The sequence below is a fragment of the Streptomyces sp. NPDC001599 genome (assembly GCF_042893535.1).
Classification (GTDB): domain Bacteria; phylum Actinomycetota; class Actinomycetes; order Streptomycetales; family Streptomycetaceae; genus Streptomyces.
The window spans coordinates 25,684-44,481 of record NZ_JBIAVA010000006.1; the positions used below are offsets into that span (position 1 = coordinate 25,684).

Consider the following 18,798-nt stretch of genomic DNA (forward strand, 5'->3'; position numbering starts at 1 on the left):
GCGGTGAGGGACGTACGGCGAAACCGGCCGAGCGGCCTTCGGCGGCGCGGTGGCGGTCGTTGACGGACGGGGTTTCGGTCGTGGCCACACGACGTCGATCAGGCCGGCGCCCGGGACCGCCGACTGTGTCGGACCCAGGCGCCTGCTTGCGGATCGATGGTCGAGCGGGTGCGCCCTGCTGGACAGGGTGAGGGCATGGCGCCCCTGCTACCCGACCACCGTGCGTGTCACCGTGCCGCAGGTGGTGACGACCTCATCGCACCTTCCGCGCGTACGGCGCGACGGTGATCCGGTCGATCAGCGGCGCGTAGCGGGAGCGAAGCAGTACGCCGGGGAAGGTGTCCGAGGCGTAGGTGGTGCCGTCGAAGTTCGGCAGCTCCTCGGAGCTGAAGGAGACCGTGTTCTGTCCCTTCTTGAGGTGGACCGGGATGGTCAGCTCCCAGAAATTATTGCGGTGGAAGCTGTGCGGAAAGCCGACGCGGCGCATCTCGTCGCCGTTGACGGTGATGTCGGCGTGGCGGGCGAGCGGGTCCGGGTTGTAGTGGGTGGCTTCGGACTGTTCGGGGTTGGAGTAGCGGACGCGCAGCGCGTACAGGCCGGCCCGGTCGGCGCCGACGGTGAACGTCGCGGTGTTGCCGTTGCCGGGTTCACCGCCGATTCCGGTGACGGCCGTGTTGTCGGTGGCCAGGGAGAGCGGGGCGAGCGTGGCCGAGCCCGCGAGTTCGGCGTCGCCCGCCTCGTACGTACGCGTCGGAAGCGCGCCCTGGGTGGGCGTGACCGTGAGCCGGTCCACGAGCGTGCTGGACGAACCTCCGGTTACAGTCACCTTGTTGACGCCTCCCGAAAGGGAGACCGCCACGCTGTTCCTGCCTTGGGACAGGCGCAGGACATCGTGTCCGTTGACGGTGAGCCGGGCGTTCGCGCTGCGGAGGGTGTCGACCTCGAGGGTGGCCTCGCGGTCGGCGGGTGAGTGGACCCAGAACGTGGCGGTCTGCCCCTTCCCGAGCCGGACCGCGCCGGAGCCGGTGGCGGGGGTCCCGGCCTGCTCCGGCAGCTCGTACACGGGCCGCGCCCCGCGGGCCGGCCAGGCCAGCTCGCCCTCGTACACCTGGGCGGTGGCCGAAGCCCCCGGGAGGGAGAGGAGGAGGCGGTCGACGATGGCATCGCCCTGGGTGGCGCGCTTGCCGTCGGCGCTCTTCGCGGCGAGCGTCAGGGTGTGCTTGCCCTTGGTGAGCTTCACCTTGGTGTCGGCGTGGTCCCACACCACCCACTTGTAGCCGAGCGGAAGGTGCAGCTCCTGCTCGCTGGCCGCCTTGCCGTCGACGCGCAGGAAGACGTTGGTGGGGCCCTGTTCCTTCACCTTGTCGAAGGTGTTGAGGGAGTTGGCGAAGACACTCAGGTCGTACGTGCCGTCCTCGGGCACGTCCACCGTGAAGTCGAGCGTGAGGTCCGAGCCGGTGCGCAGGCCCCCCACGTCGTAGCCGCCCGAGGTGTAGAACTTCGACACGTCTCGGGGCGAACCCTCCGGGCCGTTCTTCGAGTAACCGGACCCGGTGTGGGCGGCGTCCTCCGCCTCGTACGACGACTTCCAGCGCGTGGACGGTGACTGTGTGCCGGCGGCCTTCCCCGCCGGGCTGAGGATGATCTCGTACGCCGAGGACTCCTTCAGCTTCGGCAGTCCGCCGTCGCCGAAGCCGACGACGACCGTGCCGTCGTCACCGACCCGCACGTCCCGCTCCGCGAGCAGCTGCGGCCCGGGGGAGTCTCCCAGCTGGCCACTCCACTCGATCTCCCGCACCCAGGCGTGCACCCGGTCGCCGAAGATCTTCTCCGGTACGTTGTCGAAGGTGATGTGGCCCTTGCCGGTGGACCCGCCGAAGAGCAGCCGGGCCTGCTTCTTCTTCTCGTCGAGCGTGGCGACACCCTGCATGGTGTAGTTCTCGCCCGGGAACGGCGGGGTCACCTTCACCGTGTGTCCGCTCATCGAAGCGTACGAGTTGAGCAGCCACCACTGGCCGTTGCCGCGGCCCGACTGCACCGCGGAGTCGGAGAGATTGCCGTCGATGTTCCAGTACGCGATGTCGGCGTCGACCTGGGACTCCTCGATCGCGGACACCCACTGGATCATCTGGCCGGGCACGGAGGTGTGGTAGTTGAACGCGTACTCATTGATGTTGATGGGGAGTTGGGTGCCCTCTTTGGCGGTGCCCTTGAAGAGGTCCTTCTCCCATCCCCGGTACTTGGCGACGCTCTCGCGCACCGCCTCCGGGTGGCTCAGCTCGTGCCAGGTGATGACGTCGGGAAGAGTACCGGCGGCCTGGGCGTGCGTGAGGAAACCCTTCACCTGGTCGAAGAGGATGCTGGTGTTGGGGCCCGCGATGCGGGCCTCGGGCATCTTGCTCCTGATGAGCTGGTGGAAGTCGTCCCAGGCGGTGAAGTAGTCGTCCGGGTCGTTCAGCCAGCTGACCTTGTTGTAGCTCCACTCGCCGGTACCGAACATGTTGCCCTCGGGCTCGTTGAACGGCACGAAGACGACGTTGTCCTGGTACTCCTTCGGCAGCTTCAGGACCTGGTCGACCTGCTTGACGATCTTCTCCCGGTAGAGCTTGAGCTTCTGCTCGGGGGTATCGCCCGGCCACTGGTACGGGAAGCCGCGGTGGATGTCGGTCATGTAGATGTACACGTCACCGTCGGTGGCGTCGGCCAGCGGCTTGACCACCTCCAGGGCGTCGGCGCCGGGGTGCTGCGGGCCGTCCTGCGCCTTCGTGGAGACCGTGCGCAGGCCCATGCCCTCCATGAGGTTGTTGGTGGGGACGTCCGGTCCGTACACGCCGTAGAGGGTGCCGGAGGCGCCGCCGTGGAACGCGCCGGTGTCCGATCCGAGGTCGACGGTGAGCTGACCCTCGCGGACCACGGTGACGGTCGCCCGCACCGTGCGCCCGGCTGCCGTTCCCGCCACAGTGAAGGTTCCCGGCCGGGCGTACTTGTCGGCCGGTACGTCGTTCCAGGTGACCGGTGTGTCGCGGTCGTAGCCGTCGGAGAAGGAGGAGCGGACGGCGGCGGGGAGGGATGGAGCGGTCCCGGACGTCGTACGGACCTCGAAGGACGTCTTCGAGAGCTCCTTGAGGGTGGGCAGAGTTCCGACCGTACCGGCCACCTGCTCGGCACTGAGCGCCGCGTGCCACACGGTGAAGTCGTCGATGGCCCCCTTGAACAGGGGGTCCGGATAGAAGGACTTGCCGATGTAGCCGGCTGTCGTGGCCGAAGTGCCCAGCAGGTCCTTGGCCTTGATGCTGGTCGCGGCGGAGGAGACCACCACACCGTCGAGATAGGTGGTGACCCGGCCCGTGGTGGAGTCGAGGGTGACGGTGACCGTCCGCCACTCGTCCGCGGGCAGCATCGCGTACCCGCGGGTCTGCGCCTCCGCGCCTCCTCCGCCGGTGGTCACCGAGGTCTGCAGCAGGCCGCTGTTGTTGGACGGGGTGGCGAAGAGGTACTTGGTGTCGTTGCTACCCAGATCGAAGATCCGCTGCCAGGCCGACTTGTCGCCGCCCCACTTCACACGGGCGGACACCGTCAGGTCGTCTGCTTCACCGACCACTTCGCGAGGAAGGCGGACGTACGCACCGTCGGAGGTGGGCGCCCCGCCCGGCAGAGCCAGCGCCTTGCCTCCGCCGGTGCCGGTGACGGACTGCGCGGTGGATCCGTTGAGCAGGCTCGCGGTCAGACCGTGGCCGGAACTGTCGCTGATCTTTCCGGAGGCGAGGTCGTCCTGGTCGAAGGTGTAGTGAGCGGCGGGCCGGGGCGCGTCGGCCGCCTGCGCCGGCGCGGCGGGTGTGGCCAGCAGGCCCGCGCCGAGAGCCAGGGCCACGGCGGCCGAGCTTCGGCGCCGGGCGGATCTGTCAGCGGATGGCATGGATTGCGTCCTCAATCCTTGAGTCAGGGGTTCCGGGATCTGGCCGGCCCTCCTCGGTCGGCGGCTCGTCCAAGTGCCGTTCCGTGCGGAGAGCCTGGGGAGGAGTACGCCGAACCCGTTCGGTCAGCTGCGCTCCAAGGAGCGGAAAGGCAGTTCCAGGCTCCGGGTTCCGGGTTCGGATTCCGGAGTGGAGGCGGATCGGGCCCAGGGGGCTTCTTGCCCCGTCGGTTCGGCGGAGGGATCGCTTCATCGAACCGGTTCGGCGAAGCTAGCACCGGGTAATGCGGCCAGCAATCCCCCCGGCGGAAAGAATTTTCCTTCTCACTGACGGGCTTTGGTGAAGTGTGTTCCGAGTATTGACAGCCGCTCCGGCGATTCCTACCTTCACTCCATGCGAACCGGTTCGACGAAGGAGTCGCCGTGAACATCGGTGAGATCGCCCGCCGGGCCGGTGTCTCGCGGAGCACCGTGTCCTACGCGCTGAGCGGCAAGCGCCCGGTCTCGGAGGGCACCCGAAGGAGGATCCAGCAGGTCGTGGACGAGCTGGGCTACCAACCCAGCGCCAGCGCCCGCGCCCTGGCCAACGGGCGGACCAGCACGCTCGGGCTGGTCTTCCCGCCGGCCGGGAACCACTACACGGGCATGCAACTGGACTTCATCGGCAGTGTGGTGGAGGCCGCTGCGGCCTACGACTACGACGTACTGCTGTCCCCCAGTGGCGTGGACAGCGACCGCTCCTTCCAGCGGTTGCTGGGGGAGCGGCGGGTCGACGGCGCGATCCTGATGGAAATCCGTCTCGAGGACGACCGGGTGGACCATCTGGCCGCTGTGGACTTTCCGTTCGTCGCCATCGGCCGTACCGCGCGGCCCGAGGGCAGCTGGTGGGCCGGGCTCGACCACACCGCGCTGGTGGAGGCGTGCGTGCACCATCTGGCGGATCTCGGGCACCGCCGAGTCGCCTTCGTCAACCGTCCCGAGCAACTGCTGCGCAGCGGGTACGAGTCCGCGCACCGCGGTCTGGACGGCTTCACGAAGGCCGCGGCCGAACGCGGGCTGACGGTCCGGACGTACTGCTGTGGGGACGACCCCGCTTCGGGCCAGACGTGTCTGGAACGGATCCTGCACGACGATCCGGCCACCACGGCCCTGGTCACCCTGAACGAGGCCGCGCTCGGCGGTCTCTACCGAGGGCTGGTCGAGGCCGGCCGCCATGTGCCGCGTGATTTCTCCGTCACCGGCGTCGTGGCCAGCCGCTGGGCGCAGACGGTGACCCCGCAGCTCACCGCTGCGGACGTACCGGCGGCGGAGTTGGGCCGTCTGGCCGTCGACCTCCTGGTCGAGCGGCTCGACAACCCCGGCGCACCGCCCCGGCACCACCTCCTCGTACCACCGGTGTCCCTGCGGGCCAGCACCGGGCCGGTCGGCGCCACACCCCCGGCGGACACCGGGCCCCGTACGCCCTGATCACCCCCTACGCGTCAGACCACTGGACACCCGAACCGGTCCCCCCGCGCCGTTCGGCATGCCCGCGCTCTCCACCTGCTCACCGCCCTCGGCACCCGCATGCTCAAGACAAAGGAACCCGCGATGAACAGCTCCGCCAGAAAGCGCCGTCTGACCACCGCGGCTGCGACCGCCCTGGTCGTCGCCCTCAGCGCCACTGCCTGCGGCTCGGGAGGCACCGGGGCGAAGGGGGCCGACGACGGCACGTACACCGTCTGGGACCCCTACCCGCAGTTCGCCAAAGGCTCGGCCTGGGACAAGCTCCTTGATTCCTGCGGCGCCGAGGCAGACGTGCAGATCAAGCGGACCGGCTTCGACACCAGCGACCTGGCGAACAAGGCACTCCTTGCCGCGCAGCAGGACAACTCCCCGGACGTCCTCATCGTCGACAACCCGGTGGTGTCGACCCTGGCCGAGGCCGGCGTCCTCACGACCACCGACGAGAACAAGCTCGACACCTCGGGCGTGGACCCCAACCTGCTCGAGGCCGGCCAGCTGAAAGGCAAGACCTACGGCACTCCGATCGGCGCCAACACTCTTGCCCTGTACTACAACAAGGAGGTTCTGAAGGAGGCCGGGGTGGACATCGCCTCGGTCAAGGACTGGCCGACCATGACGGCGGCGCTGGCGAAGGTCAAGAAGGCGGGCAAGAAGGGCATCACCTTCTCCGCGATCGGCACGGAGGAGGGCAGCTTCCAGTTCCTGCCGTGGTTCTGGGGCTCGGGCGCGGAACTGACCGACATCGACTCCTCCGCGGCCGTCTCCGCGCTGTCCCTGTGGACGGACTGGCTGGGCAAGGGCTACGCCCCCAACTCCGTACTCAACAACACCCAGACCACCAGCTGGCAGGAGTTCGCGACCGGCGACTACGCATTCGCCGAGAACGGGACCTGGCAGCTCGCCAACGCCAAGAAGGCGGGATTCGACTACGGCGTCCTGCCCATACCGGGCTCCGACGGCGGCAGCGCCGCGCCCCCGACCGGTGGAGAGTTCGTCACCCTCCCGGTGCAGGGCGACGCCGGTCGCTACACCACCACGCAGAAGCTCACGGCCTGTCTGACCAGCACTCAGAACCTGTACGACACCGACACCACCCTCTCCTACGTCGCCCCCACCACCGAGGTGCAGGGAAAGCAGATGGCAGCCGACCCCGAGCTCAAGCCGTGGGTGGATGCGGTCAAGGCGGCCAAGGGTCGCACCAGCGATGATCTGGGCACCAAGTATCCGAAGATCTCGGAGCAGTTGTGGAAGGCCGTCCAGTCCGCCCTCAGTGGCTCGAAGTCTCCGAAGGACGCGCTTGCCGCCGCTCAGTCCGCTGCCAAGTAGCAGGACGTCAGGGACTGTCGATGAGTCACATGACACAATTGCCGCTCTCAGGGTCCGAGACCGGCGCCGGTGAGGCGGCCCCTGCCGCACCGTCCCGGACACGGCGCCGCCCCACATCCCAGCAGTGGACCGCCTGGGCCTTCCTTGCCCCGGTGACCCTTTACCTCGTTCTCTTCTACGCCTACCCCCTCTACCGCAACATCGACCTGAGCCTGCGCAACTACACCGTCCGTTCCTTCGTCCAGGGCGATGCCCCGTTCACGGGCCTGGAGAACTACAGGACCGTCCTCGCCGACGCGACCTTCCTCCCCGCCCTGCTCCACACCGTCCTCTTCACCGTTGTGTGCCTGGCCTTCCAGTACGTCATCGGGCTGGCGCTCGCGGTCTTCTTCCACCAGCACTTCCGCCTCTCCGCCACGCTGCGGGCCCTGTTCCTGGTGCCCTGGCTGCTGCCCCTGATCGTGTCGGCCTCCACCTGGTCGTGGATGCTCAACAGCGACTCCGGCATCGTCAACGCCGCACTGCACGGGATGGGCATCGCCCCGGTGAACTGGCTGACCTCGCCGAGCTGGTCGCTGACCTCGGTGATCATCGCGAACATCTGGATCGGCGTACCGTTCAACCTCGTTGTGCTCTACAGCGGCCTGCAGTCCATTCCGGCAGGGCTGTACGAGGCCGCGGCCCTGGACGGGGCGGGTGCCTGGCGGCGGTTCTGGAGCATCACCTTCCCACTGCTGCGCCCGGTGTCCGCGATCACCCTGCTCCTGGGCCTGGTCTACACGCTCAAGGTCTTCGACATCATCTGGATCATGACCAAGGGCGGCCCCGCGGAGTCCTCCACCACCTTCGCCACCTGGTCCTACCAACTCGGATTCGGCAACCTGCTTCCCGCCTTCGGGCCGGGTGCGGCCGTCGGCAACCTGCTGGTGGTGGCCGCCCTGGTCTTCGGACTGGTGTATATCCGGGTGCAGCGAAAGCAGGCATGGTCATGAACCGAAACACCACGCACACGCGGGGAAGCACCAAGCCCACCCGGGGAAGAGGCAGGCGTACCTGGGGAAAGACGGCCGTCGGTCTGCTGCTGACCGGGATCATGCTCTTCCCGGTCTACTGGATGCTGAACGTGTCCTTGACACGCGACCAGAACATGCGCAAGAGCCCACCGGACCTGTTCCCCGTCGACGGCACCCTGGACGGCTACCGCACCGTCTTCGCCGAGCAGTTGCCCTACCTGGGTACCAGCCTTGTCATCGGCCTGGGCACCGTCGTCCTGACCGTGGCCCTGTCCGCTCCGGCCGGCTACGCCCTGGCCAAGCTGCGCCCGCGCGGCGGCGGTGTCCTGGGCTTCGTCCTGCTGGTCGCCCAGATGATTCCCGGCATCATCATGGCGATGGGCTTCTACGCCATCTACCTCAGCCTCGGTCTGCTCCAGTCCGTCCCCGGCCTGATCGTCGCCGACTCGACCCTGGCCGTTCCCTTCGCGGTGCTCATCTTCACCGCGTTCATGTCCGGCATCCCCGGCGAGCTGATGCAGGCGGCGAAGACGGACGGAGCCGGGCCCCTGCGTACCTTCTGGTCGATCGTCGTGCCGATGAGCCGCAACGCCGTCGTCACGGTGTCCCTGTTCGCGTTCCTGTGGTCCTGGTCCGATTTCGTCTTCGCCGGAACTCTGGTCAACGGTGGCCCCCACGAGCCGATCACCCTCGGCATCTACCACTACATCGGCAACAACAATCAGGAGTGGAACGCCATCATGGCCACCGCGGTCGTGGCCTCGCTGCCGGCCGCGGTCATCCTCGTCCTTGCCCAGCGCTACGTCGCCGCCGGTGTGACCGCCGGCGCCGTCAAGGACTGACCTCTTTCACCACTCCTTCCCCCTCGCCACGGCCGTGCCCGTCCGCCGGACGGCCGGCGCCCCCTGCCCGAGAAACGAGTGACATCTCATGACCGCCGCCCGATCCGGTCCGGCCTTCTCCGTCCAGGACATCCCGTTCAGCACGTACGGTTCCTGGTTCGACATCTCCCCGGTGCTGGCGGAGAAGATCTGGGCCGAGGACCTCCACCTCGTCTCGCACCAGAACGGCATGCACGCCGTGTTGGGCCTCGTGCCGCTGGACGCTGCGACGGGGGAACGGGCCGAGATCCGCGTGGCGGCGACTCCGAGCCTGCTGAGCTGGATCGGCGCCGCCGGCCGTGTCGATCTGGCCTACGAGTCGCCGGACACGGTGCGCCTGCGCGGTGTGGGGCTGCCATTGCGCGTCTCCGCGGCGGCCCGGACGCTGACCCCGTTCAGCGGCACCTACTTCTTCCACGACGCGTCCGCCGACGCGTACGTGTTCACCTCGTACGAGACCGGTCGCCGCTACCGCGTCACCGTGCTCTCCGGCACGGTCGCCGATACTTTCGGCAGCCAGGCTCTGGGCGCCGGTGACCGCTGCCTGACCGTCGCCGCCGACGCGGACGGCCCATGGGAGATCGCGATCGAGGAACTCGACACAGCCCGCCCCACGTACGCCCGGGCGGCAGCCTTCGACGAGATCGTCGAAGCCGCGCAGAGTTCCTTCGCGGACTTCGTGGACACGGTGGCCCCCTGGCGGTCGTCCGCCACCCCGGCCGCCGAACTCGCCGCCTACGTCGTGTGGTCCGCGACCGTCCATCCGGCGGGGTTGGTCACCCGGCCCGGCGTCCTCATGTCCAAGCACTGGATGGACAAGGTCTGGAGCTGGGACCACTGCTTCAACGCCCTGGCTCTGGCCCCCGGACAGCCCGAACTGGCGTGGGACCAGTATCACCTGCCCTTCGACCACCAGGACGGGGCCGGGGCACTGCCCGACTCGGTCACCCACTCCGAGGTCCTCCACAACTTCGTCAAACCGCCCATCCACGGTTGGGCGTTCGGCTACCTGCGACGTCGGCTGACCATGCCGCCCGGCCCGGAGGAGCTGGCTGAGACGTACGACAGGCTGACACGCTGGACGGACTTCTGGCTCACCGGACGACGTGCGCCCGGGGCCGCACTGCCCCACTACCAGCACGGCAACGACAGCGGCTGGGACAACGCCACCACCTTCGACCCCGAACGCGTGGTCGTCACCGCGGACCTGGCCGCCTTCCTCGTGCTCCAGCTTCGCGAACTAGCTGAACTCGCAACGCACTTGGATATACCGGAGGATGTCCATCGGTGGACGCGAGTCGCCGAGACGACGCAGGCGGCGATGCTCGACCAGCTCTGGAGCGGCGACCGGTTCGTCGCCCGAGGAGTTGACAGCGGCAACACCTGGCACAGTGACAGCCTCCTCGACCTGATGCCCATCGTGCTGGGCGAGCATCTGCCCGATGACGTCAGCGGCGTGCTGGCCGCCCGTATCGAGGCCCATCTGACCCCGTACGGACTGGCCACCGAACTGCCGACCTCCCCGCACTACCTCTCCGACGGCTACTGGCGCGGCCCGATCTGGGCCCCCGCCACGGTCCTCATCGAGGACGGACTGCGCCGCGCCGGACAGCACCGGCTGGCGGACGAGATCAGCGCCTGCTTCCGCGCCCTGTGCGAGAACCACGGCTTCGCTGAAAACTTCGACGCCCTGACCGGAACGGGCCTGCGGGACCGCGCCTACACCTGGACCGCCAGTAGCTACCTCCTGCTCGCCGAGGCACACGTGAGGCGCGGCGGCGACTCATCGGTGCCCGTGTCGAGCACGTCTTCGTCCAGATGAGGCACTGCAAGGACCTCCGAGACTGCCGACAGCCCGGCGACGGCCTCCAGTAAGCGGTCCAGGCCGTGGCCCCCAGCACAACCTGGGGTCGTAGGCCCGTGGCGAGGTCCACCGGGTCGCCGCCCGCGGTGCGGTCGCCGCCCGGGGTGTTGTGGGTGCCCAACGGATCTGGACGGCGTTGCGCCTCCGGTTGTCCGCGTCGTTGCCAACTGGGCGGGGCAGGCCGGTGGTTCACGGCTTCTGCCCGGTCGGCCGGTCGGCGTAGTCCTCGACCAGGTCGGCGATGAGCGAGAGAAGGGCGTCGGTTCGGTGGCGGTCCTCGCGCTGGGTCCGCAGAGCTTGCTCCAGTGCCCGGAGCCGGTCCAGGGCGGCCGGGGCCCGGTCCCTCACCTCGTCGAGGAGCTCCGTGGTGACCAAGTCCAGGCACTTGGTGAGCGGGCAGCGGGTGGCCGGGGCGGGGGGAGCCGGGTCGGAGGCGGCGAAGCCGGTGGTCAGGTAGCGCGCGGGGTCGGTGAGGCTCCAGCCGACGGCGGTGCCGTGCTGGATGAGGAGTGTGACGTCGGGGGCGATGCCGATGCGGGCCTGCAGCGGCTCGTCCAGGGCGTCGAGGCCCGTAGGCAGTGAGCGCGGTGTCTCCGGGGGCGCGGCAGAGTTCCGTGGTCACCTCCAGGCGGAAGTCACGGGTTTCGGCAGCGCGAAGGCCCCCGGGCGGACGGGGGGTGTGGCGGGAAGACGGGCGGAGTCCTCGGCGTCGGCGGCCTCACTCGGATCTGAAACTCGGCGCCGACCAGTTCCCGGCCCGCCTGATTGAACCGGACGGTCGTCACCCCTCGTTACCGCCCATTACGGAGCAGAGCCGATCGTTTTGACAGACCCGGCCGGGAGGAACCCGGCTGGGAGTGAGGAAGGGTGCTGTGACACGTGCGCTTCGGCAGGTTCCGGGGACTGACGACGGGCCCGCCGGAGGGGGTGGTGGCCTTCCGGTCGGCCCATGTGGGTAGCGCTTCAGGCGGACGGGCGCTTGGCGCGGGCGGTGAGGCGTTCCCAGTTGCGGTGGCCGATGTCGGCCTTCTGCTCGTCGGTGAAGGGCGAGTTCTCCAGGAAGGCGCGGGCTTCGCCGTTGCTGGTGTCGACGTAGGGGAATCCGCCGGGACGGAAGCCGTAGGTGAAGGGATAGTCGGTGGAGTACAGCATCCGGTCGGTGCCCATCACTTCGGCGGTCCAGCGCAGGTAGCGGGGGCTGTTGGTGCCGCTGCCCGCGACCCAGAAGTTCTGCTTGAAGTAGTCGGCGAGCGGCTGGCGCAGACGGCCTGCCTCACCGAAGAAGCCGGTGTGGTCGAGGTAGAACATCACGACCTCGCCCCAGTGTCCGGCGATCACCTGCAGGTCGGGGAACCGATCGAAGACCCCCGAGAAGATCATGCGGAGGTACTGGACGCCGAGGTCGTAGTACCAGCCGAGGCCGGCTCCGGCCAGCACCGGGCCCATGGGGGCCGGAAGGTCGGAGTAGTAGGCGTCGATGATGGGCTGAACCGGCGTTTGCGGGTGGAAGTGCAGCGGCACTCCAGCCTCTCGGTCATCGCGTACAGCTCGTCGTTGTCCCGGTGGTCGGCCAGCTTGTCGCCGGTGCGGCCGTAGAGCATGGCGCCGGGGAAGCCCAGCTCGATCACCACGCGCTCCAGCTCTGCCGCGGCCGCGGCCGGTGACCGGGTGGGGACCGCGGCGAACGCCTGGAAACGGTCGGGCCGGGAAGCGACGATCTCGGCGAGCTGGTCGTTGGCCTCGCGGGCCACCGCGACGGCGTCGGCCTTCGGCAGGTCCTGCACGCCCGGAGACGACAGGGACAGCACGGCGACGTCGATGCCCTGATCGTCCATGTGGGCCAGCCGCTGCTCACCGACCATGTGCAGATTCTCTGCAACGGGACTGTCCCCGAAGCCGCGCGCCGGGATCTGGGGCGATCCCACCCGCTCGTAAGCCTCGTAGACAGCCGGCACGACGACGGTCTCTTCTACTCCGACTATGCGCAAACGGTCGAGCATGACGGTTCCCCTCTGACTCTCCATCGGAACTGTTCAAACGTTATCATCGATACTATCGATGGAATCGAGTAGTCGATAACGTTGATTCTGTTGTCGGTGTGATGGCGCTATCGTCGGGCCATGCCTGTTGAACCGACCTTTGCGCGGCGTGCCGCGGAGCCCGGCGCCACGGCGCGTGAACAGACGCGCCGCCGGGTCGTCGACGCCGCGATGGACCTGCTGGAGCGCGGCGGCCGCGACGCGGTGGCGGAGCGCGGTTTCACCCGTCCTGGCAGCCAAGGAGCAGCTCGAATCCGCGCAGTGCGCGAAGCCATGGTGACCACTGTCACCACCCGCGAACCGGCCATCCAGGAACAGGGCGCGGCCGGCGCCGCCCGCGCCCTGCGTGCTGCGCTGCCCAGCCAGAACGCCCTGAGTGAAGCCGAAGAGCAACTCTTGGCGGAATGGCTTCGTCGACTGTCCGCACAGCCGTTCGCTCGAGGCGGGGCAGCAAGCCGTGTCAATGAGCCGGACGATGCGAACGCCCCCGCTTTCCCGCCCATGCTGGCACTGGCTCGGCCGGCTGGCCCATGGACCTCCGGCAGGCGGAGTCGTCCGCCTGGTCACGGTCAGCACACCGCAGTCGGGGCGGTCGGCAAGGAGCCCCGGCCGTAGGTGAGGCAAGCGAGGCCCGGTGGGCAGGGCCGGGAGGACCCTCTCTGCTTTTCGTCCAGCGAGGCGTGGAGGGCGAGTGGCCGCTCGTCCCGAGTGGTAGAGCAAAGAGCAGCGGCAGGGAGAGGTTCAAGTCGCGGGCAGAGCCGGGCCTCGTCTCGCCCGTCGCGCAACTGCTCGGCGGCTTCCTGGTACGCCTCGGCGGCCGGCAGAGGTCGGCCCACCCCTCCGCGTCCGGGTCGGCGGACACGGAGCATGACTGGTCTGTCGACCGTGACGCTCGATTGACGCTCAGGGCGCCGACGCGCGACACAGCGGGCCGAGAAACCCGCCTTGACCTGGCCTTTCTCATAGCAGTCGCGGACCCATATCTTTTCCATGACGCACCATGTGGAGTGCGTGGCGATCATCGAGCCTGCTGGCAAGGGGTCCTGACCTGAGCTTTCGCTGTCCGGGCGGATTGCTCGGACTGTTTCCCTCCGGGTAGCGGTTCGAGCGGTCGGATTGCTCTGTGCTGATCGCGGCGGCGCTGTCCGCGGTCGGCTCGTCGGTGGCCACCATCGGCATCGCCCTGCCGCTTGCGCTGCCAGGTAGACGGTCGCTTCGGCGGCGCTTTCAGGGTTCCGTCGAGGAATCTCGACGCTCGCTTCGGAGCTCCGGGCGTTACCGGGGCCGTCGCGGGGCGGGCTCGGTATCGACCGTGCAGCCCCGATGGTCACCAGCCCTGGTGGGTGAAGCCCGCCCAGCCGACCAGGTTGGCGGGGCGGATGTACCGGGCCCGGACAGCGAGGCGGGCCGGCATCTCGGGCGGGACTCTGCGCTGTGGGTCGAGCATCCACAGCTGGGCCCGGCGTAGGGCCTGCCCCGGCGGCAGCGCCTCGCGCCGCAGGTAGTGGTGGGTCATGTACATCAGCAACGAGGTCTCCTCGTCCGGCACCGGCCACAGCGTGCCGAGCACCGTGTGCGCGCCTGCCGTCAGAAAGGCCGTGGCCAGGCTGTACGCCTCGTCGTAACCGCGGCTCGAGACGTTGCTCCAGCAGGCCGCGAGGCACACCAGACCGGGAGCGATGCGCCGGACCGTGCCCTCGATCAGCTCCTCCGCGGCCAGACTGCTGCCCCCGGCCAGGTCCAGGTACGCGCTGTGCCGCTCGCCGGGATCGACCCGTGCGTGGCAGGCCAGGTGCAGCACGCCACCGCGCAGGCCCGCCAGCCGTGCGGACACCTCTGCGGCATCAGCGGTGTCCGCGTCGAGATACGTACCGTTCGGGTAGAAGACACGGTGGATCGCCTCCGCCTCCTCGCCCGCGTACCTGAGATCCCCGGTGGGGTCGCCGATCACCAATGCCGGGCCGCCGGATGCACCGGCCTCGGGGGGAGTTCGGCCGGCGACCTCGCACAGGGTCCGGGCAGACGGTGCGTACGAGACCCGCAGGTCCTCCAGCGCGTACCGCCGGCCCGGTCCTGCGGCTCGCCAGGCGGCGTGCCACGGTACGGCACCGAGCGCGCCGAGGGGGACGAGCACGACGGACGGAACACGGGACCGGCCGGGCCGGGCGCCGTGGGAGTCGCCGCTTGCGCGGAACTCGGCCGCCAGGGGAGCCATGACGGACTTCCAGGCCCAGCCGCACAATCGGTCCAGGGCCTCGGCCCCGGGCGGTGGCACCCCGCCCTGGGGTGTGGCCACCGGGCCCGCGTCCCTGCGCGGACTCCCACCCCCGCGCCTGCGCGGGTCGCCGCCCGCCCCGCCGACGGCCTGGTACGCCGTGAGCTCCTGGGCATCGAGGCGCAGGTCAGGCAGCGCGACCGAGCGCAGCGCCCCGTCGGCCCCGACGATCAGCGCGGCGCCGGGAATCGTCCGGCTCCGCCCCGTCGGCAGCACCAGTTCCCCCGTCGGCACCAGGTAGACGAGCGCGTCGGCGCCTAGGGTCCGCAGCGCCCCGGTGATCTCGGCAACGGCGGGAGTCCTGAGCAGCCTGTCGCGGTACGGCGATGCGGCCAGCACCTTCAGCACCCGGCGGCGCAGCCGCACATCGGGCCCGGTCGGCCGGAGCACGGACCTGGGCTCGAGCCCGCCGAACGGGCCGGGCTCCGGCTCGAGCGGCACCGGCCCGGCCGTGCGCCACTCCTCGGCCAGCCCGTCCTGGCCGAGCTGCCTCAGCATGTCCGGCACGGTGGCGCTGACCTGCGCCGCGTGCAACATCAAGGCGCGGCCGCTGTCCAGCGCCAGAACCGCGTCCGCCAGCTCGCCGTCCAGGACGCACCAGCGGGCGACGTCGAGGCAGGTTTCCTCCATCGCCCTGCTGCCCGCCTCCATGGCGTGACCGGTACCGGACTGGAGAAGGACGTTCCAGGCGAGGCCGGACAGCGCGGCGAGGCCGATCTCTCGCGACTCCCTCCCGAGCCGGGCGGCTGCCGCCGTCCGGAACTGCGGCATCATCATCGACCGCGAGCGCAGCGCGTTCGCCAGCAGGCAGCCGACACCGGTCCACATCGGGTGGGCCGGCCCCTCGGCCAGGCGCCGGACCCGACGCAGTAGCGAGATGGCCCGGTCGGTGTGGGCGATGATCTCCCGGCCCGCGGGAGACAGGTGGCTGAGCGGCTTGGGCTCCCAGCGGACGAGACCGGACTGAATGAGATGAGCGGTGGCCAGCTGGGCCGCGCACCGCATCCAGTGCTCGCCGCCCTCCTCGCACTGCTCCAGTGCCTCACGGATCAGGCCGATCGCCTCGGCCGTCGCTTCCCGGTCCCCGTCGTCCCCCGCCCCGGCGATCATTTCGACCGCGGTCTGCACCAGTGCGTAGGGATCCGTCGGGTCCGGCCGTTTGCGGGCGTCGAGCCGCGGACGCGGTCCGGGCCAGGACTGGCCCGTCCGCTGGAAGATCAGGCTCCGGAGCATGGTCCGGTTGGCGGCGAGCCACGACTCGGCGCTGCCCCGCCCCGGGTGGTGGCGCGGCAACCGGGCCAGCGCGATCTCCTGCTCGCGGATGTACCGGTCCACTGCCTCCTCGTCCCTGCCGAGGTAGGCCCGGCCGACGCGGAGGCAGGCGATGTAGCAGGTGAGGTACGCCTGGTCGTCCGGCCGGTCGGTCAGGTCCCGTCGGGCTGCGGTCAATTCCTCGATGGAAACGTCGAGTTCGCCCTCGCCACCCCGTAGCCGCGCGTGCTCCGCGCGCGCCACCGCGCGGCCGATGCGGAAGGCGGTGGCGGTGGCGGTGGCGGCGGTCGTCCCGTCCGTGGCGGGGAGCAGGCCGGAAGCCGCGCCGAGATCCTCGACCGCCTTCTCGAGCAGCTCCGGATCGGCGTTCGTGGCGGCGGTGTCGTGCACCACGACGAGCGCCAGGACCCCCGTGATGTGCGCCTGCCATTGCGGGTCCGGCACGGTCCGCGCCGCCGCCGCCAGCTCCTGCGCCTGCTCGAGGGTGCAACAGGGTCCGCTCTGCCGCATCAGCGGTACGAGCTGAAGCAGATAGCCGGCGAAGCCCGGGTGGCGCGGGTCGGTGCCGGGCATGCTCCGCCAGTGGGCGTAATAGAGCTCGAAGGCCGCCGCGGCATCGGCCGTGGCCGCGTGCTCCGCGACCACCGTGCCGAGTTGCCCGATCGCCGTGCTCCACGGCCGGTCACCGATCACCGCCTTCACCGACCTCATCAGGGACTCGAGGTCGAAGCGATCAGTCATCCCTGACCGCCGCCCTCCTCAGCACCGCGGCACCTCGGTACGCACCTGGACCGTCTGTGTGGCCCACTGCCCCGGGCCGCCCGCTTCCTCCGGATGAGCGTCCCTGCTGTTCCGCGCGGGTGCGTCGAACCGGAGCAGCCCGTCCGCGTGCCGGAGTGCGGTGCCCCGGCTGCCGAGGGGTGCGAGCGGGTCCCAGCGGTCGAGATGGAAGGGCACGGTGTTCAACTCGCCCTCGCAGACGATCAGCTTCAGCCAGTCCCGGACGAACGCGCCGGGCCTCGGCGTCCTGTGCGCCGGCAGGGACAACTGCACGGGCCGGTTGTCGAGGGCGTACCCGGTGTGGCCCGGTCCGACGAACCGGCCGTCGTCGAAGAGCCCGGTGTGGGAGGCGTAGCTGTCGGTGAGGTCGAGCAGGACGCACCACAGCCGGCGCCCCGCGGTGGCCAGGTGGCGGATCCGTACCGAGACCAGGGGCGGCACGGGGCCGGCGGGCCCGAGGCCGTACCGGCAGGCGATCTCTCCGTTGCCGTCGGGCACCAACGGAGTGTCGCTGCCCCAGGGCGTGATCTCCAGGCGGATCCGTCCCGTCAGCGGGGAGGGAGGCGCCTCGAGGTCGCGGAGCTGGTGCCAGCGGGTCAGATGAACGAGACAGGCCGCGACCCGGTCCGCGTCCCCGGGCCCGTCCAGCGGCAACGGGGCGACGAACGGAGAGCCGTCGCGCCGCAGCACGTGCGCCTGCCCTCCGCGGGCCTCGATCCGGAACAGCAGGGCACCGGCGTCCTCCGGCCGTCCGACGCGGTGCAGCAGCGGGGAGGGCCCGCCACCGGGCCCGGCCTCGGCGATCGCCCGTGCCAGCGCCCGCGCCGCGGCGGGGTCGTCGGGTGCGGTCAGCGCGACCGAGGCGGGCGGCACGGCCAGTGCGGAGAGAGCCACCGGGTAGACCTCCGCCGGCTTCGGCGACCAGCACACCGGCTCGACGACGGTGCGCTCCAAGCCCACCGCCGCGGCCCTGACCGTGCGGCCCACGTCCGCCGTCCGCTCAGGAGCCCGCCGGGGCGTGTCCGGCCGGGTCACCCGGAACTCGGTGCCCGGTCCCGGTGGCAGGCCGTGGCCGCTCCCGCAGTCGACCTGCCAGCCGTCCTGCCGGTCCTCCCACAACAGGTACGGGCTGGGAACGCGGGCCCCGGCGCCGCCGAGGAAGGGCTGGTCGGCGATTCCGCCCGGTTCCGCGGGCGCCAGCGTCGGCCGCTGGTACGTGCAGGAGACCTGCAGCCGGGACCGTGCGGCGGCGTGCACCTCGCGGTACGTCGCGGTCGGGCTCGCCGTCCTCAGCGCGCCCAACAGGGCGTAGCTGAACAGGCCGTGGGTCCGGCCCTTGAACCGTCCCTCGTAGGAGGGCTGGTCGAGCCGGGTGGCGGCGAGCAGTACGTGCTGCGCAGGCTGCTCGGGAAGGCGAGCGTCGCGTGCGGCCGCCGCGAACCAGGCGGCGTCGGGGGACGCGAAGCGCTCGGTGAGGTGCCGACCGCGGGTGGCGCCGCCGGCGTAGCAGCAGTCCAGCACCGCCACCGTGTGGATGCCGCCCGCGGCCACCTCGTTGAGGAGCACGCCGAGGCGCTTGTCGACGAGCAGGCCGTCCACGCATACGAGTGCCTGACAGCGGCCGGTGGCCTCGATGTCGAGGTGCGCCCGTTCGGTGGCCGGCTGCTCGGTGCCGTGGCCGGAGAACCAGAACAGCGCCGTGTCCCCGGGTCTCGCCCGTCCGAGGCGGTGTCGGATACCCGCCGCGACAGCGCTCACGGTGGCGTCGCCGTTCAGCAGCTTCGTCAGCTCGAGCCGCCCACCGGTGCGTCGTACCAGCAGTTCCTCGGCGGCCTCCACGTCGTTGAGACATCCGGTGAGCGGTGTGCAACGGTCGGCGGGGTAGGCGTTGATTCCCGTGAGGAGGGCGTGGACGGTTCCCATCCGGCC

Annotated in this window: 10 protein-coding genes and 1 pseudogene; 6 read left to right on the forward strand and 5 right to left on the reverse strand. The window is 70.1% G+C overall.

Translation table 11 applies throughout. From position 1 onward, the window contains the following. Window positions 1-253: 253 nt before the first annotated feature. On the reverse strand, window positions 254-3,916 hold the full coding sequence (locus tag ACFYZ3_RS17205; protein WP_388517949.1) for a LamG-like jellyroll fold domain-containing protein: 3,663 nt from the start codon (window positions 3,914-3,916) through the stop codon (window positions 254-256). Window positions 3,917-4,336: 420 nt separating this feature from the next. Here ACFYZ3_RS17205 and ACFYZ3_RS17210 point away from each other — a divergent pair, with 420 nt between their 5' ends. The 5 genes from ACFYZ3_RS17210 to ACFYZ3_RS17230 all read left to right on the forward strand — a co-directional run bounded on the left by ACFYZ3_RS17210 (window position 4,337) and on the right by ACFYZ3_RS17230 (window position 10,461). Next, window positions 4,337-5,380 (forward strand): LacI family DNA-binding transcriptional regulator, encoded by a 1,044-nt coding sequence (locus ACFYZ3_RS17210; RefSeq protein WP_115744652.1) that lies wholly within the window; start codon window positions 4,337-4,339, stop codon window positions 5,378-5,380. Window positions 5,381-5,503: 123 nt separating this feature from the next. Next, window positions 5,504-6,745, forward strand: coding sequence for an extracellular solute-binding protein (locus ACFYZ3_RS17215; RefSeq protein WP_115744653.1), 1,242 nt, complete (start codon window positions 5,504-5,506; stop codon window positions 6,743-6,745). Window positions 6,746-6,765: 20 nt separating this feature from the next. Further along, complete coding sequence (locus ACFYZ3_RS17220) at window positions 6,766-7,737, forward strand: carbohydrate ABC transporter permease (protein ID WP_387065088.1); 972 nt, start codon at window positions 6,766-6,768, stop codon at window positions 7,735-7,737. Then, window positions 7,734-8,600, forward strand: coding sequence for a carbohydrate ABC transporter permease (locus ACFYZ3_RS17225; RefSeq protein WP_115746640.1), 867 nt, complete (start codon window positions 7,734-7,736; stop codon window positions 8,598-8,600). The genes ACFYZ3_RS17220 and ACFYZ3_RS17225 overlap by 4 nt, the downstream gene beginning before the upstream one ends. 88 nt (window positions 8,601-8,688) lie before the next feature. Next, window positions 8,689-10,461, forward strand: coding sequence for an amylo-alpha-1,6-glucosidase (locus ACFYZ3_RS17230; protein ID WP_115744655.1), 1,773 nt, complete (start codon window positions 8,689-8,691; stop codon window positions 10,459-10,461). 231 nt (window positions 10,462-10,692) lie between these two features. Here ACFYZ3_RS17230 and ACFYZ3_RS17235 read toward each other — a convergent pair whose 3' ends face one another. Both ACFYZ3_RS17235 and ACFYZ3_RS17240 read right to left on the reverse strand, forming a co-directional pair. Further along, a complete protein-coding gene (locus ACFYZ3_RS17235) occupies window positions 10,693-10,878 on the reverse strand; it encodes a hypothetical protein (RefSeq protein WP_115744656.1) in 186 nt (61 codons plus the stop codon). A 588-nt stretch (window positions 10,879-11,466) separates the two neighbouring features. Then, window positions 11,467-12,527, reverse strand: a pseudogene (locus tag ACFYZ3_RS17240) (amidohydrolase family protein). A gap of 96 nt (window positions 12,528-12,623) precedes the next feature. Between ACFYZ3_RS17240 and ACFYZ3_RS17245 the strand changes: the two are divergent. Then, the gene (locus ACFYZ3_RS17245; protein ID WP_388517956.1) at window positions 12,624-13,157 is read left to right on the forward strand and encodes a hypothetical protein; all 534 of its coding nucleotides are present in this window, start codon (window positions 12,624-12,626) and stop codon (window positions 13,155-13,157) included. Between the two features lie 712 nt (window positions 13,158-13,869). Here the strand turns inward: ACFYZ3_RS17245 and ACFYZ3_RS17250 are convergent. Next, window positions 13,870-16,830 (reverse strand): CHAT domain-containing protein, encoded by a 2,961-nt coding sequence (locus tag ACFYZ3_RS17250; RefSeq protein WP_388517959.1) that lies wholly within the window; start codon window positions 16,828-16,830, stop codon window positions 13,870-13,872. Window positions 16,831-16,848: 18 nt separating this feature from the next. Beyond that, a complete protein-coding gene (locus ACFYZ3_RS17255; RefSeq protein ID WP_388517962.1) occupies window positions 16,849-18,792 on the reverse strand; it encodes a caspase domain-containing protein in 1,944 nt (647 codons plus the stop codon). Window positions 18,793-18,798 lie beyond the last annotated feature (6 nt).

Bases quoted from the DNA above. Each gene is read 5' to 3' on its own strand.
- ACFYZ3_RS17205 (WP_388517949.1), bottom strand. From the start codon at position 3,916: ATGCCATCCGCTGACAGATCCGCCCGGCGCCGAAGCTCGGCCGCCGTG.
- ACFYZ3_RS17215 (WP_115744653.1), top strand. From the start codon at position 5,504: ATGAACAGCTCCGCCAGAAAGCGCCGTCTGACCACCGCGGCTGCGACC.
- ACFYZ3_RS17220 (WP_387065088.1), top strand. From the start codon at position 6,766: ATGAGTCACATGACACAATTGCCGCTCTCAGGGTCCGAGACCGGCGCC.
- ACFYZ3_RS17225 (WP_115746640.1), top strand. From the start codon at position 7,734: ATGAACCGAAACACCACGCACACGCGGGGAAGCACCAAGCCCACCCGG.
- ACFYZ3_RS17230 (WP_115744655.1), top strand. From the start codon at position 8,689: ATGACCGCCGCCCGATCCGGTCCGGCCTTCTCCGTCCAGGACATCCCG.
- ACFYZ3_RS17245 (WP_388517956.1), top strand. From the start codon at position 12,624: ATGCCTGTTGAACCGACCTTTGCGCGGCGTGCCGCGGAGCCCGGCGCC.
- ACFYZ3_RS17250 (WP_388517959.1), bottom strand. From the start codon at position 16,830: ATGACTGATCGCTTCGACCTCGAGTCCCTGATGAGGTCGGTGAAGGCG.
- ACFYZ3_RS17255 (WP_388517962.1), bottom strand. From the start codon at position 18,792: ATGGGAACCGTCCACGCCCTCCTCACGGGAATCAACGCCTACCCCGCC.